The 13,890-nt window shown below is 70.1% G+C and carries 15 protein-coding genes; 11 read left to right on the top strand and 4 right to left on the bottom strand.

The window, feature by feature from the left end; all coding sequences use genetic code 11:
• The 5 genes from EAO73_RS01520 to EAO73_RS01500 form a co-directional block, all read left to right on the top strand.
• A partial coding sequence (locus tag EAO73_RS01520) for a beta-N-acetylhexosaminidase (protein ID WP_147969971.1) occupies positions 1 to 1,551 on the top strand: 1,551 nt, incomplete at its 5' end.
• A 40-nt stretch (positions 1,552 to 1,591) separates the two neighbouring features.
• On the top strand, positions 1,592 to 3,034 hold the full coding sequence (locus tag EAO73_RS01515; RefSeq protein ID WP_147969633.1) for a cellulose binding domain-containing protein: 1,443 nt from the start codon (positions 1,592 to 1,594) through the stop codon (positions 3,032 to 3,034).
• A gap of 263 nt (positions 3,035 to 3,297) precedes the next feature.
• Positions 3,298 to 4,137 carry a TIM barrel protein gene (locus EAO73_RS01510; protein WP_093704824.1) on the top strand — a complete coding sequence of 280 codons (840 nt, stop codon included), beginning with the start codon at positions 3,298 to 3,300 and terminating at the stop codon, positions 4,135 to 4,137.
• Positions 4,138 to 4,178: 41 nt separating this feature from the next.
• Positions 4,179 to 5,078 (top strand): 2-hydroxy-3-oxopropionate reductase, encoded by a 900-nt coding sequence (locus EAO73_RS01505; RefSeq protein WP_147969632.1) that lies wholly within the window; start codon positions 4,179 to 4,181, stop codon positions 5,076 to 5,078.
• A 229-nt stretch (positions 5,079 to 5,307) separates the two neighbouring features.
• Entirely contained in the window at positions 5,308 to 6,765 is a 1,458-nt protein-coding gene (locus EAO73_RS01500) for a catalase (protein ID WP_147969631.1), read from the top strand.
• 254 nt (positions 6,766 to 7,019) lie between these two features.
• Here the strand turns inward: EAO73_RS01500 and EAO73_RS01495 are convergent, their stop codons facing one another.
• Entirely contained in the window at positions 7,020 to 7,496 is a 477-nt protein-coding gene (locus tag EAO73_RS01495; protein ID WP_224756140.1) for a hypothetical protein, read from the bottom strand.
• Between the two features lie 193 nt (positions 7,497 to 7,689).
• Positions 7,690 to 8,250, bottom strand: coding sequence for a carboxymuconolactone decarboxylase family protein (locus tag EAO73_RS01490; protein ID WP_147969629.1), 561 nt, complete (start codon positions 8,248 to 8,250; stop codon positions 7,690 to 7,692).
• Between the two features lie 68 nt (positions 8,251 to 8,318).
• On the opposite strand from EAO73_RS01490, the gene EAO73_RS01485 reads away from it, so the two are divergent.
• The 6 genes from EAO73_RS01485 (at position 8,319) to EAO73_RS01460 (ending at position 12,166) form a co-directional block, all read left to right on the top strand.
• Positions 8,319 to 8,657 (top strand): winged helix-turn-helix transcriptional regulator, encoded by a 339-nt coding sequence (locus EAO73_RS01485; RefSeq protein ID WP_147969628.1) that lies wholly within the window; start codon positions 8,319 to 8,321, stop codon positions 8,655 to 8,657.
• Positions 8,658 to 8,902: 245 nt separating this feature from the next.
• Positions 8,903 to 9,577 carry a DUF6518 family protein gene (locus EAO73_RS36305; RefSeq protein ID WP_224756139.1) on the top strand — a complete coding sequence of 225 codons (675 nt, stop codon included), beginning with the start codon at positions 8,903 to 8,905 and terminating at the stop codon, positions 9,575 to 9,577.
• 114 nt (positions 9,578 to 9,691) lie between these two features.
• On the top strand, positions 9,692 to 10,207 hold the full coding sequence (locus EAO73_RS01475) for a DinB family protein (protein WP_147969627.1): 516 nt from the start codon (positions 9,692 to 9,694) through the stop codon (positions 10,205 to 10,207).
• A 130-nt stretch (positions 10,208 to 10,337) separates the two neighbouring features.
• Complete coding sequence (locus tag EAO73_RS01470) at positions 10,338 to 10,916, top strand: carboxymuconolactone decarboxylase family protein (RefSeq protein WP_147969626.1); 579 nt, start codon at positions 10,338 to 10,340, stop codon at positions 10,914 to 10,916.
• The gene (locus tag EAO73_RS01465) at positions 10,913 to 11,785 is read left to right on the top strand and encodes an RNA polymerase sigma-70 factor (protein WP_147969625.1); all 873 of its coding nucleotides are present in this window, start codon (positions 10,913 to 10,915) and stop codon (positions 11,783 to 11,785) included. Before EAO73_RS01470 ends, EAO73_RS01465 begins: the two co-directional genes overlap by 4 nt.
• Before the next feature lie 120 nt (positions 11,786 to 11,905).
• Positions 11,906 to 12,166 carry a cold-shock protein gene (locus EAO73_RS01460; RefSeq protein WP_147969624.1) on the top strand — a complete coding sequence of 87 codons (261 nt, stop codon included), beginning with the start codon at positions 11,906 to 11,908 and terminating at the stop codon, positions 12,164 to 12,166.
• A 28-nt stretch (positions 12,167 to 12,194) separates the two neighbouring features.
• Here the strand turns inward: EAO73_RS01460 and EAO73_RS01455 are convergent, their stop codons facing one another.
• On the bottom strand, positions 12,195 to 12,965 hold the full coding sequence (locus EAO73_RS01455) for a hypothetical protein (protein WP_224756138.1): 771 nt from the start codon (positions 12,963 to 12,965) through the stop codon (positions 12,195 to 12,197).
• A 147-nt stretch (positions 12,966 to 13,112) separates the two neighbouring features.
• The gene (locus tag EAO73_RS01450) at positions 13,113 to 13,655 is read right to left on the bottom strand and encodes an ATP-binding protein (RefSeq protein ID WP_224756137.1); all 543 of its coding nucleotides are present in this window, start codon (positions 13,653 to 13,655) and stop codon (positions 13,113 to 13,115) included.
• Between the last annotated feature and the right edge of the window lie 235 nt (positions 13,656 to 13,890).

Below are 13,890 nucleotides of genomic sequence, written 5' to 3'. Positions count from 1 at the left end.
CGGAAGGTCTCCTCCCGCCCCGGCCGCTTCACCCTCGCCCCGGACACCGGCATCCGCGCCTACCCGGGCGCGGAGGGTGCCGCCGACCTGCTGCGCACCCTCGTCGGCCCGACCACCGGGCTCCCCCTCGCCCCCAGTGCCACCGGCCGCGTGGTGCTCGCCCTGGACCCTCAGCTCAGCGGCCTCGGCGAGGAGGGGTACGGCCTCACCATCGGCCCGGACACGGTCCTGCTGCGGGCGGCCCGGCTGCCCGGCCTGCTGTGCGGGGTCCAGACGCTGCGCCAGCTCCTGCCGGCCGATGCGCTCTCGGCGCGTGCCGGGAGCGGGGGTGCCTGGACGCTGCCCTGCGTGGAGATCAGCGATGTGCCGGCGCACCCGTGGCGCGGCACGATGCTCGACGTCGCCCGGCACTTCCAGCCGGTGTCCTACCTGCGCCGTTACGTGGACCTCATGGCCCTGCACAAGCTGAACACCCTGCACCTCCACCTCACCGACGACCAGGGCTGGCGGATGCCGATCGCCGCGTACCCGAAGCTCACCGGGATCGGCGGCCACCGCAGCCAGTCGATGCAGGGGCCCCCGGACCGGGTCCCGGAGACCTTCGACGGCGTCCCGCACTCGGGGGCGTACACCACGCGGGAGCTGCGCGACCTCGTGAAGTACGCGGCGGCGCGCGGAGTGCGGATCGTGCCGGAGATCGAGATGCCCGGCCATGTGCGCGCGGCGCTGGCCGCCCATCCGGAGCTGGGCAACGACCCGTCGCAGCGGCTGGGCGTGTGGACCAAGTGGGGTGTCTGCGAAACGGTGTTCGGCGTCCACGAGGAGGTCTTCGACTTCTGCCGGACCGTGCTGGACGAGGTCATGGACGTGTTCCCGTCGCCGTACATCCACGTCGGCGGCGACGAGTGCCCGACGACCGAGTGGGAGAACAGCCCGGCGGCCCGGGAGCGGGCCGCCGCCGAGGGGCTGCCGGACGCGCGGGCGCTGCACGGCTGGTTCATGGGCCGGATCGGGGCGCACGTCACCGAGCGGGGCCGTATCCCGGTCGGCTGGGCGGAGACCGGCACCGAACTCCCCCTGGACTTCACCGTGATGACCTGGCGCGACCCGGCCCACGCCCGCGCCGCCGCCCGCCGCGGCCACCAGGTGGTCGCCGCGCACTACCTGGCCACCTATCTCGACTACGCGGAGTCCGCCGACCCCGGCGAACCCCTCGCGCAGCCCGGCCCGCCGGTCGACCTGCGCACGGTGCACGGCGACCGCTCCCTGACCGACGACTGGGATGCGGCCGACACCTCCCGGCTGCTGGGCACGCAGGCCCAGTTGTGGACCGAGTACGCGCCCACCCCGGACCGGATCGAGTACCGGACGTATCCGAGGCTGTGCGCCCTCGCGGACCGCGCCTGGTCGGGCGGCGACACCGGCTGGCCCGGCTTCCTCGCCCGCCTGGGCCCTCATACCGCCCGACTGGACGCGCTCGGCGTCCGCTACCGCCCCCTGAACCCCCGGCCGCTCACCGCGGCATCCCCAGGAACAGCGCCGACCCCGTGATTCCCCGCTCCCCCACGACGTTCCCGAAAGGAACAGGCACATGAAGTCACTCGCGAAGAGCCGGCTGCGCGCGGCCGCCGCTGCCGCCGCCACCGTGGCGCTCGGCTGTACGGCGCTGGCCGCCGTCCCCACGACGGCGAGCGCCGCCGGTGGACCGCTGGCCGTGCAGTACCGCACCGGCGCGTCCGGGGCCACGGCCGACCAGAGCGAACCCTGGCTGAAGGTACGCAACACCGGCAGCGCTTCGGTACAGCTCAGCGATGTCAAGGTCCGTTACTACTTCAAGGGCGACGCGGTGGGCGAGGTCTACCGTTTCGCCTGCTCCTGGGCGGTGAAGGGCTGCGGGAACATCACGGGGACGTTCGGCACCCTCGCCAAGCCGACCTCCACCGCCGACCGCTATCTGGAGATCGGCTTCACCCCGGGCGCGGGCTCGCTGGCCCCGGGCGCCGACACCGGTGACATGCAGCTGCGGTTCTACCGGGCGAACTGGCAGACGCTGACCCAGAGCGACGACTACTCCTTCGGCGCCGGCTCGACCGCGTACGGCGACTGGTCGAAGGTGACCGCGCAGCTCGGCGGCGCCACGGTCTGGGGCACGGCGCCCGAGGGCAACGACCCCACCGATCCCACCGACCCGACCGATCCCACGGACCCGACGGACCCGGGCGAGAACGGGCCGGCCCTCTTCGACGACTTCAACTACAGCAGCCACAGCGACCCGCAGATCGCCGCGCACGGCTGGAGCGTCCGCTCCAACGCGGGCGGGCCCGGCGTGCCCGGCGCCACCTGGGCGCCGGACAAGGTCACGTTCGCCACGCAGAGCGGCAACTCCATCATGAACCTGGAGACGTCGACGGCGGGCACCGGCGAGTCGACGAAGCAGACCGAGATCCTGACCCAGTCGATGAAGTTCCGCAACGGCACCTACGCGGCGCGGGTCAAGTTCAACGACGCGCCGAAGTCGGGCCCGGACGGCGACCACCTCGTGCAGACGTTCTTCACCATCAACGACCTCAAGGCGCCGATGGCGGACGACTACGCCGAGTACGACTTCGAGTACCTGCCCAACGGCGGCTGGGGCGAGAGCGGCAACATCCTCTACACGACCTCGTGGGAGACCTACCGCCCCGACCCGTGGGAGGCCGTCAACCAGCACACCGAGTCCCGGCAGAGCTACGCCGGCTGGCACGACCTGGTGGTGACCATCGACAACAACGCGATCACGTACTACATCGACGGGCAGCTCTTCGGCACGCACGGCGCGGCCTACCTGCCGGAGCGCGGCATGTCGATCAACTTCAACCAGTGGCTGATCGACCTGGCCGGCCAGACGAGCACCACGCCCCGCGCGTACGACCAGCAGGTCGACTACGTGCTGCACGTGAAGGACCACGTCCTCACACCGGCGCAGGTGAACGCGAAGGTGGCCGCGTACCGCGCGGCGGGGACGACGTTCCAGGACACGGTTCCGGCCGGGTGATCCGGTAGCGGGACGTACGGGCGGGGCGGAGACCGACGGGTCTGCGCCCCGCCTTTCGCATGTCTGCCGCATGCCCTTCGGCCGTCCTCCGCATGCCCCTTCGCGTGTCCGGAGCTTCCGCCCGGACCCGCCGCCCCGAGTCGTAGGGACCTCCTGACCGGCCCGAATTCCGGCCACCCCCTTGACAGCCCCGCCACTCGGCGGGCAATCTTCCATTAAGCAGAAACAAACTTCCGCAATACGGAAGGAGCGCCGAAACCCTCATGGGCTACCCGGACCAGCGCTTCGATGTGAACCTTTCGATCCTCTTCACGGAACTCCCGCTCCTGGAGCGTCCCGCGGCAGCCGCCGCGGCGGGCTTCACGGCGGTCGAGCTGTGGTGGCCCTGGATCGAGACCCCCACCCCCGACCAGGCCGAGCTCGACGCCCTCAAGAAGGCGCTCGACGACGCCGGCACCCAGCTGGTGGGCCTGAACTTCTACGCCGGACAGCTCCCCGGCCCCGACCGCGGCGCGCTCTCCGTGCCCGGCACGGAGTCGGACCGCTTCCGGGCCAACATCGAGGTGGCGGCCGACTTCGCCGCCTCGGTCGGCTGCAAGGCGCTCAACGCGCTCTACGGCAACCGGGTCGACGGCGTCGACCCCGCCGCCCAGGACGAACTCGCCCTGGAGAACCTGGTCCTGGCGGCTCGCGCCGCCGACCGGATCGGCGCGGTGCTGCTGATCGAGACCCTGAACGCGCCGGAGTCCCCGCGCTACCCGCTGGTGAGCGCACCGGCCGGGATCGAGGTCGTCGACCGGGTCAACGCCGCGACCGGCCTCGGCAACGCGAAGTTCCTGCTGGACCTGTACCACCTGTCGATGAACGGCGAGGACCTCAGCCAGGTCATCACCGCGTACGCCGACAGGACGGGACACGTCCAGATCGCCGACAACCCGGGCCGCGGCGCGCCCGGCACCGGCTCGCTCCCCCTGGAGCAGCTCCTGGACGAGCTGACGAAGGCCGGTTACGAGGGCTGGGTCGGGCTGGAGTACAAGCCCGGCGACCGCCCGAGCGCCGACTCCTTCGACTGGCTCCCGGCCGCGGCGCGGCCTGCCCGCTGAGGCCCCGGAGCCCCTGTACACGCTGATCGGAAGGCACCCTCATGAGCAACAACCTCCCCAAGGTTGCGTGGATCGGTCTCGGCATCATGGGTTCGCCCATGTCGGAGAACCTGATCAAGGCCGGTTACAACGTCACCGGATACACCCTGGAGCAGGACAAGGTCGACCGTCTGGCCGCGGCCGGCGGCACCGGCGCCTCCTCGATCGCCGAGGCGGTCAAGGACGCGGACGTGGTCATCACGATGGTGCCCGCGTCGCCCCAGGTCGAGGCCATCGCGTACGGCCCCGACGGCATCCTGGAGAACACGAAGCGCGGCGCGCTGCTGATCGACATGTCCTCGATCACCCCGCAGACCTCCGTGGACCTCGCGAAGAACGCCGCCGAGAAGGGCATCCGAGTCCTGGACGCCCCCGTCTCCGGCGGCGAGGCCGGCGCGATCGAGGCCGTCCTCTCCATCATGGTGGGCGGCGAGCAGGCCGACTTCGACGCCGCGAAGCCGCTGCTCGAAGCGCTCGGCAAGACCATCGTGCTGTGCGGCCCGCACGGCTCCGGCCAGACGGTGAAGGCCGCCAACCAGCTGATCGTCGCGGTGAACATCCAGGCGTGCGCCGAGGCCGTGGTCTTCCTGGAGAAGTCCGGCGTGGACCTCGCCGCCGCGCTGGACGTCCTGAACGGCGGCCTGGCCGGTTCGACCGTGCTGACCCGCAAGAAGGACAACTTCCTGAACCGGGACTTCGCCCCGGGCTTCCGGATCGACCTGCACCACAAGGACATGGGCATCGTCACGGACGCCGCCCGCAACGTCGGTGCCGCGCTGCCCGTCGGCGGTGTGGTCGCCCAGCTCGTCGCCTCGCTGCGCGCGCAGGGCGACGGCGGCCTGGACCACTCGGCGCTGCTGCGCTCGGTCGAGCGCCTGTCGGGTCAGCCCGTCAAGGGCTGATCGCCGGCCGCTCCACCCCCTCCCCCAGACTTCCGGACGGTGCCGTCGCTGACACCTGTCCTGTCGCGCCCAGGCGCCGGCATCGTCCGGAACACCCTCCCACCACGAATTTCAACAAACTGTTGACGCCGCATCCCGGGTCTCTTTACGCTCCGGACACGCCCCCAGGACTCTGCCCCCTGGCCGTCGCAGTTCAGCAGCTCCCCGTACGGAAGGTCGCCCCGACACCATGACGCAGCGTGTGCTTACGACCGAGTCCGGCGCCCCGGTCGCCGACAACCAGAACTCCGCCACCGCGGGTGCCGGAGGCCCGATCCTCCTCCAGGACGGGCACCTCCTGGAGAAGCTCGCCCGCTTCAACCGGGAGCGCATCCCGGAGCGCGTGGTGCACGCCCGGGGCTCCGGCGCGTACGGCTACTTCGAGGTGACCGACGACGTCACCGCCTTCACCCGCGCCGACTTCCTCTCCGAGGTGGGCCGCCGCACCGAGACGTTCCTGCGCTTCTCCACCGTCGCCGACTCGCTGGGCGGCGCGGACGCGGTGCGCGACCCGCGCGGCTTCGCGCTCAAGTTCTACACGAACGACGGCAACTACGACCTCGTCGGCAACAACACCCCGGTCTTCTTCATCAAGGACCCGATCAAGTTCCCCGACTTCATCCACTCGCAGAAGCGCGACCCGTTCACGGGCCGTCAGGAGCCGGACAACGTCTGGGACTTCTGGGCGCACGCCCCCGAGGCCACGCACCAGGTGACCTGGCTGATGGGCGACCGGGGCATCCCCGCCTCGTACCGCCACATGAACGGCTACGGCTCGCACACCTACCAGTGGACGAACGCCGCGGGTGACGCGTACTTCGTGAAGTACCACTTCAAGACCAACCAGGGCGTGCGTTCCCTCTCCGCCGACCAGGCCGCCGAGCTCGTCGGCAAGGACGGCAGCTCGCACCAGACGGATCTGCTCCAGGCCATCGAGCGCGGCATGAACCCGTCCTGGACGCTGTACGTGCAGCTCATGCCGGCCGCCGAGGCCGCGGACTACCGCTTCAACCCGTTCGACGTCACCAAGGTGTGGCCGCACGCGGACTACCCGCTCCAGCGCGTCGGCCGGCTGGTCCTCGACCGCAACCCGGACAACGTCTTCGCCGAGGTCGAGCAGGCCGCGTTCTCCCCGAACAACTTCGTGCCCGGCATCGGCCCGTCCCCGGACAAGATGCTCCAGGGCCGCCTGTTCGCCTACGCCGACGCGCAGCGCTACCGCCTGGGCATCAACCACACCCAGCTCCCGGTGAACGCGCCGCGCTCGACGACCGCGGACAACTACGGCCGCGACGGCCTCCACGCCACGCGGTACGGCTCGCGCCACGACAAGAACTACGAGCCCAACTCGTACGCGGGCCCCGCCCAGACGGACACGGCGCTCTCCGCCCCGCTCCCCGTCCAGGGCTGGACGGGCACCCACGAGGCGCCCGCCCACACCAAGGACGACGACTTCTTCCAGGCCGGCGAGCTGTACCGGCTGATGTCGGCCGACGAGCAGTCCCGCCTGATCGCCAACATCGCCGGCGGCCTGTCCCAGGTCTCCCGCGACGACGTCATCGAGAAGAACCTCGCCCACTTCCACGCGGCCGACCCCGAGTACGGCAAGCGCGTGGAGGAGGCGGTCCGCGCCCTCCGCGAGGACTGACCTCATCCCAAGCCCTGCCCGCGCCGACGCGTCCACCCGGATGAGGGGTAGTTGCACGGCGCAGGCAGGACGAGGCCGCGGCGGTGGCGCGATGCCAGTGCGGTGGTACGCGGGAGGGCGGCCCGGTCACCAGACCTGAAGGCCCGTGCAGCCCCCCTTCGCACCACCGCCGCGGCCCCTGTTCCCCCCTGAACCAGGGCGCGGAGTACGGATACGGTCCCGTACTCCGCGCCCTTTTCACGCGCTGCGGGCGCTCAGAAGACTGGCGGCGTCACCGTGAAGTTCTCGCCGCCGTACAGGGATTCGTAACCGACCTCTATCACCAGTCGGCGAGTGACGAGATCCCAGAACCAGGCGTGCTGGTCATCGCTGAACTCGTCCAGGGACAGCAGGAAGGCGGACTGCCCCGCCAGCACCACGGCGCCCGGACGCAGGGAATACGCCTTGGGGCGCACCGGCAACGGTTCGAGAATGCGCTGCTGTGTGTGGTGATCCCACGGCCCGACGACCTCGCCGTCCAGCCGTACGACCGAGCTCGTCACGATGGCCGGCCCGAGCCCGGCGTTGATGAGGTTGAGCCCCGCTTCCGTACCTTCGTACGCCTTCACTCGACGCATTTGAAGTAAGGGCCTCACCGACTGCCGACCATGTCGCCTGCCGTCCCGGGCCTGCGTGTAGCTGACCCAGAGCGAGCCGAGTGCCACGACTACCGCAGCGACAGCGGTGATCATGTCTGCATCCATGCAAGTCCCCCGTGCGAAGCTGCGGACAGTGCCCAACTCCTCCCCAGCGGTACGTCGTTCCACTCCTCCACCAAGGAGCGCGGCGCCGGTTCGCGACCTTGCCCGGGGAGTCGGCTGCGGGGCGGACTCACCGCTCGCGACGCGCAGCAGCCGGCTGCTCGGGGGCTGACGCGAAACGCGGTCACCGCGTCGGGAAACGAGTACCCCAGGGCTCCTCCTCCAGAAGAAGCCCGTTGGCCAGGCAGCTGATGGTTCGGTACCAGCCGATCAGTACGAACAGTTCGAGCACCTGATCGTCTTCGTAGTACGCCCGCAGGGCGTCCCAGGCGGACGGTGCGAGCCGGGTCGTGCCGTCGAGTTCGTCAACCGCGTGGAGCAGCGCCGTGTGGCGTGGCGACCATGGACCACTGCCTGCCGCATCGGGTTGGGCAGTCGCCCGGAGCAGTTCCGGGGTGAGCCCGGTCTGCGGCGCCAGCGTCGCGGCGTGGACACCCCACTCGTAGGCGCAGCCGGATCGCGCGGTCACACGGGCGATGACGATCTCCCGGTCCATGGCGGGGAGAAGCCCATGCCCCAGCAGTCCGGCACCGAGAACGAACATGCGCGAGGCCAGCTCCGGGTTGCGGTGCAGCACCCGGAACAGTGCGAGCGGCTCGTGCGGCACACCCGGCGGCATCCATCGGCGGAGCGCCCGGCCGATGTCGGCGGTGTAGGGCGGGGTGAGCGGTTCGATGCGCGGCATCGCGGCACCTCCTGCTTCGATTTTCGAATCACTATGATGCTTCGAGAACCGAAGCACAAGGGGTGAGCATGGAAGCCAGAGCGCCACGTCCGGGCAAGCCGGTACGGGGGTCCTCATCGGGACGCCCGGTGATGGCCGCACTCGACCTGCTCGGACGGCGGTGGACGATGCGGATCCTGTGGGAACTGAGCCAAGCTCCTTCCGGATTCCGCGAGTTGCAGCGCCGGTGCGAGCGCATGTCCTCCAGCGTGCTCAGCACCCGGATCGAGGAACTGTCCGCAGCCCGCCTGCTCGTCCTGCACGGCGACGGCTACCACCTCACCCGGCTCGGCCGCGATCTCGTCGAGGCGCTGAGCCCGCTGGACGCCTGGAGTCGACGGTGGGCCGAGGAAGTGGGGCCCTGGTGACAGCATGCGGAAGCCGGGCGCCTGGATCTCGGAGTGGGAAGCACCCGGCTTCAAGCAGGACGGGTACGACTGTCGCGCGGTGAGCATCGCCCCCAAGCGCGTCCGACATCGAGGGCCGCAGGTGGGTTGCGCATGAGCGAGAGGCGGCGGGCCCTTGCGGACCCTCGGGCCGGCCGCGCGCCCACGCCCTTCCCGCCCCACCCCCCTATACACCGCGTGTATAGCTTGAATGTATAGTCATCGTCATGACCTCCCCGTCCTCCACGTCCGTGGCGACCTCGACCCATGCCCTCGGGCGCCCCGCCGCCGGTCGGGACCACGCGGCCCTCACGCAAGCGGTGTGCGCCACCACCGGTATCGCCCTGGGCGTCCTGACCAACCTGCTCCAGGGCTGGCTGCCCTCGTCCTGGAACCAGTTGGCGAACTCCGGCGGGGTGTGGTCGGTGCTCGCCTTCGCCACCGGCGCGGTCCTCGCGCGGCGCGTCGGCGATGTCCGCCGCATCGCCGTGGCCGGTGCACTCGCCGAGATCGGCCTCGTCGTCGGCTACTACGGATACGCGGAACTGGGCCGCGAGGGCATGGGAAGCCTCGTCTTCCCCCTCGTCTGGCTGGTGATGGCGTGTGTCGCCGGTCCGCTCTTCGGTACGGCCGGCGCCTGGTCGCGACGCAGCCCCCGGCTGTGGCGGCGCGTCGGCTCCCTGGGCGCGGTCGGCGGCCTCTTCGGGAGCGAGTGCCTGCACTACTGGCTGACGCTCGGGTACGCCGACCAGGCCGTCGCCTGTGCCGTGATCGCCTGCGCGCTGCCCCTGGCGCTGGCCCGCACCTGGCGCGAGCGCGGCCTGAGCCTCGCCGTGGCGGTGATCGCTTCCCCGGTGGCCTACGCGGCCGTGTACGGGCTGCTGGATCAGATCTCGGGCTAGCGCGTGCCTCTTTGCCGTCGGCCCGGCGTCGTGCCGCCGGGCCGACGTCGTGAACGGCGGAGGAGCCCGTCATCCAGGGTGCCCCTCCCGACCTCCCTGGTAGCGTGCGCCGGCATGTCATCGGAACTGCAACGCCCCCCGCGCCAAGCGGACGAACGTACCGCTCTCATCGGCTGGCTGGACCTGCAACGGCAGATCCTGCGCTGGAAATGCAAGGGGCTGAACGACGAGGACGCGCACCGCGCGGTGATCCCGACCTCACCGGCCATGACGATGTCCGGTCTGATCTCCCACATGCGCTGGACCGAGCACATATGGCTGGAAGTGGTGTTCCTCGGCGGCGACAAGAAGCAGAACCCCGCATTCGACGAGTCACGCGAGAGCGCCGACTGGCACACCGACGGCCGCCCCCTCGCAGAGCTCCTCGCGGAGTACGAGGCCCAGTGCGCCCGCAGCAACGAGATCGTCGCCGCGGCCGGCCTGGACGACATCGGCCGCCACCCGGACTTCCACGACGGCAGCGCCAACCTCCGCTGGATACTGATCCACCTCGTCGAGGAAACGGGGCGGCACGCGGGGCACGCGGATATCGTCCGGGAGCTGCTCGACGGCACGAAGGGCTACTACTAGCGCACCCCTGAGCGCGGCCGAGGGTCGACCCGCGTGCTGACGTTTTCTGCGCAGTGGCGACGGCGGTTGTCACATTCGTGGGCCCGGCGGTGTCTTCATGTCACACAGGCAGACGTTCAGGGAGAACACGATGGCGCTACGCATACCGAAGGCAGAGCTCCCCGCCGGGCTCCGCGAGAATCTGATCAAGCAGCTCGGTTCCGTGCCCGAGCCCAACGAGGTGCTGTGGAACAACCCCGCCCTCGCCGAGGCCAACCAGGAGTTCTCGGCCAAGGTGGCCACCTGGGACGCGGTCGACGCGAGCCTCAAGACCTTCGCACACATGACCGTCGCAGCGCAGGTCGGATGCAGCTGGTGCCTGGACATCAACTACTTCGCGGCACTGAACCAGAGCCTGGACCTGGCCAAGGCGAGCCAGGTTCCGCGCTGGCGGGAGGCGGAGGTGTTCACGCCGTTGGAGCGTGAGGTGATGGAGTACGCCGAGGCCATGACGAACACGCCGACGACCGTCACCGATGAGCTGTCGGCGAGCCTGCTCGGCCGTCTCGGCCCGGCGGCGCTGGTCGAGCTCACCGTGTACATCGGCTTCGCCAACCTGGCGGCCCGGTGCAACACGGCGCACGGGATCACCTCACAGGGATACTCCGATGCCTGCGAGATCCCGCTGGCCGCGCGTCCTGAGACGGCCGACGAGGTGTCGGCGCCATGACCGAGGACCCGTTCGTCGCCCATCGCAGCCTGCTGTTCACGGTCGCCTACGAGATGCTCGGTTCCGCGGCCGACGCGGAGGACGTGCTGCAGGAGTCCTGGCTGCGGTGGGCCGGGGTCGACCGCTCACGGGTGGGCGACGCGCGGGCATACCTCGTCAGGACCGTCACGCGGCAGGCGCTCAACCGGCTGCGGACGTTGGCGCGCAGCCGCGAGGACTATGTCGGCGAGTGGCTGCCCGACCCACTGCTGACCAGCCCTGACGTCGCCGAGGACATGGAGCTCGCGGAGAGCGTCTCGATCGCGATGCTGACCGTCCTCGAAACGCTCAGGCCGACGGAGCGGGCGGTCTTCGTGCTCCGCGAGGTTTTCGAGCTGCCGTACGACGAGATCGCCGAGGCCGTCGGGAAGCCCGCGGCCACGGTGCGGCAGATCGCACGGCGAGCACGCGAGCATGTGGCGGCCCGGCAGCCCCGGGTGAAGGTGAGCCGGTCGGAGCAGCGGGCAGTGGTGGAGCGGTTCCTGCTCGCCTTGCGTACCGGGCAGTTGCGGGAACTTGTGGAGGTCATGGCGCCGGACGTGGTCCTGATCGCCGATGGTGGCGGACTTGCCGCGGCCGCTCTGGCTCCGATCCACGGGGTCGACCTCGTGGCGAACGTGCTCGCGCGCACCAACCAGGTGCACGTGGCCCCACTCACGACGACACCCGTGTGGCTCAACGGGGCGTCCGGCGGCCGGATCGAGATCGACGGCGAGCCGGCCACGGCGGTGAGCCTCGTGGTGGAGGAGGGACGGATCACCCGCGTCTACTTGGTGCGGAATCCCCTGAAGCTGACGCGACTGGACGAGCCGGTCGAACTCGCCAGGTAGCGCCGCCGGCAGGCTCGGGCCGCGTGCTGATGGGGACGGCACACCAAGGACAAATGGCTCGACATCGCCTGCCGGCACCCGGTCAACTGGCGACAACGCCCTAGGTGAAAGGAGCGGCAGATGGGACGCCGTAAAGAGGTCCGCAAGAAGACGGCGGTCGTGACGGCGACGGTGCGTGAGTGGAGGGATGAGGAGGGCTGGGGTGTCCTCGACTCACCCGAGACACCCGGCGGGTGCTTCGGCCACTACTCCGACATTCAGGCGCCCGGCTTCCGCACGCTGTCACCGGGGCAGAAGGTCGATCTCACCTGGGAAGCACCCGGCTTCAAGCAGGACGGCTACAACTATCGCGCGGTGAGCATCACCCCCCAGCGCGCCTGACATCGACGGCCGCCTGCGCGCATCGCCGCTACGGCCGCCCACGCCTTTCGGGGCCGCGGACCTGGGCCGGATCTGCCGGTGGGGCAACCCGGAGCAGCGCGTCCGCGAGGAGCAGAGCGTCGTCGGGATCCAGGTAGTCGAGCCGGATGCGGTTGCCGCCGTACCGGCCCTGGCAATGCCCGCAGGTGGGCACCGACTCGACGAGCGGCACCTGCCCGGTCGCGGAGATCACCCGCTCCAGTTCCCGGCCGAACCGCTCGTGGTCGTGCCAGTCCGCAAGATCGAGACCACGGAGAATCGCCTCGTCACCACCGAGACCGCGGTACAGCTGCGTGGCCGCGTCCGTGTCGAACATGCCGATGTCGATGAGGGCCCGGTCCCCCGTGGTCTGGATGTCCACATGCCGCTCGATGCCGATGTGCGCCAGTGCGCGATGCAGCTGGAGTGCCGCGTTCTGCGCCTCGGTGAGACGGGCTTCGAACAGCCTCCCGAGAGAACGGACTTCCGCGTCCGAAGGCAGGAGGAGAAGCAGTTCGTGGCCGGGGCCGGGCAGGGGCTGTTCACAACGTGCCACCTCTACGGCGATGCCTTCGGCGAGCAGGTGGGCCCGCACGTCTCCGCGCGTCCAGGGATGGGCGGCCGAGGGAGTCAACCGCAGACGGCAGCCACCTGCCGCGCCGCCCTCCCCCAGCTCGAAGCCGAGACCGGCGTACTCCAGGACAAGCTTCAGCGCGCGAGTCGTGGCTGCCACGGTCGTCGTATCGGGGTCGTCCGCCGCGGTCGTGAGCGAGTTCGTCATCGGGTAGTCCTCGTAGAGGTAGGTCCAGTACGTGCTTGGTTGTTCACCCGCCCGTGCCGCATCTCGCAAGGCCCTGACGCGGCGACTTCCGTACGGAGCCACGGGGCGACGATCTGCGCGGGCGGAAGGCATCCGGTCGGCGGGCGCTCAGAGTTCCTTGATGCCGACGAGTACGCGACCGATCACGTTCGGGTCGGCCCGCTCATCCCCGGACGCACGGAGATCACCCGTTGCGCGTCGGACGGGGGACGACACCGAAGCGTCGCGGTCATCCTCCGGGCTCACGGAAGCGAGGGCGATCTCGGCCCACACCACTTTGCCCGGCAGGCCACGGGCCGGGTAGTGACCCCAGTCCCTGCTCATCGCCGCCACGATGAAGATCCCGCGCCCACCCGTCGCGTCGACGCCGACCTCCTTCAGAACGGGCGGCCTCACATCCCGGTCCCACACCGAGAGCCTGACGGCGCCCGGCAGGGCCTCCAGTAGCAGCTCGAAGGTCTGCACGCTGCTCTGCGACGCGAGCGAAAAGGCGGGCGCCCGTCCCGTCTCCGAGTGCCGCACGGCATTGGTCGCCAGCTCGGACACCAGGAGCTTCGCCGTCTCGACGATGTCGGAGGAGATGCCCCAGCCCGAGAGAACGTCAGCGGTGTGGAGCCGCGCCAGGGCGACGGCATTGGGTGTATCCGCCAAGGCGAGCCGGCTCCTCCGGGCGTGTTCATGGGGCATGGCAGACCTCCAGAGTCGAACAATGTGACCGATGAGCTACTACGCGATCACTCATCGTGATGAGAAGAGGGATCGCCGCTTGGGTCGTTCGGATAGCGTGTGAACGACTCGTGCCAATAGTGAAATCGATAGGCCGTCCCACCGGGAGGCCTTGCATGGGGCCCCACTTGATGGCCCCACGCGCCCCATTGAGTCGGGT

It is taken from the genome of Streptomyces sp. col6, from assembly GCF_008042035.1.
Classification (GTDB): domain Bacteria; phylum Actinomycetota; class Actinomycetes; order Streptomycetales; family Streptomycetaceae; genus Streptomyces.
This window is presented reverse-complemented; position numbering and strand designations above follow the sequence as displayed.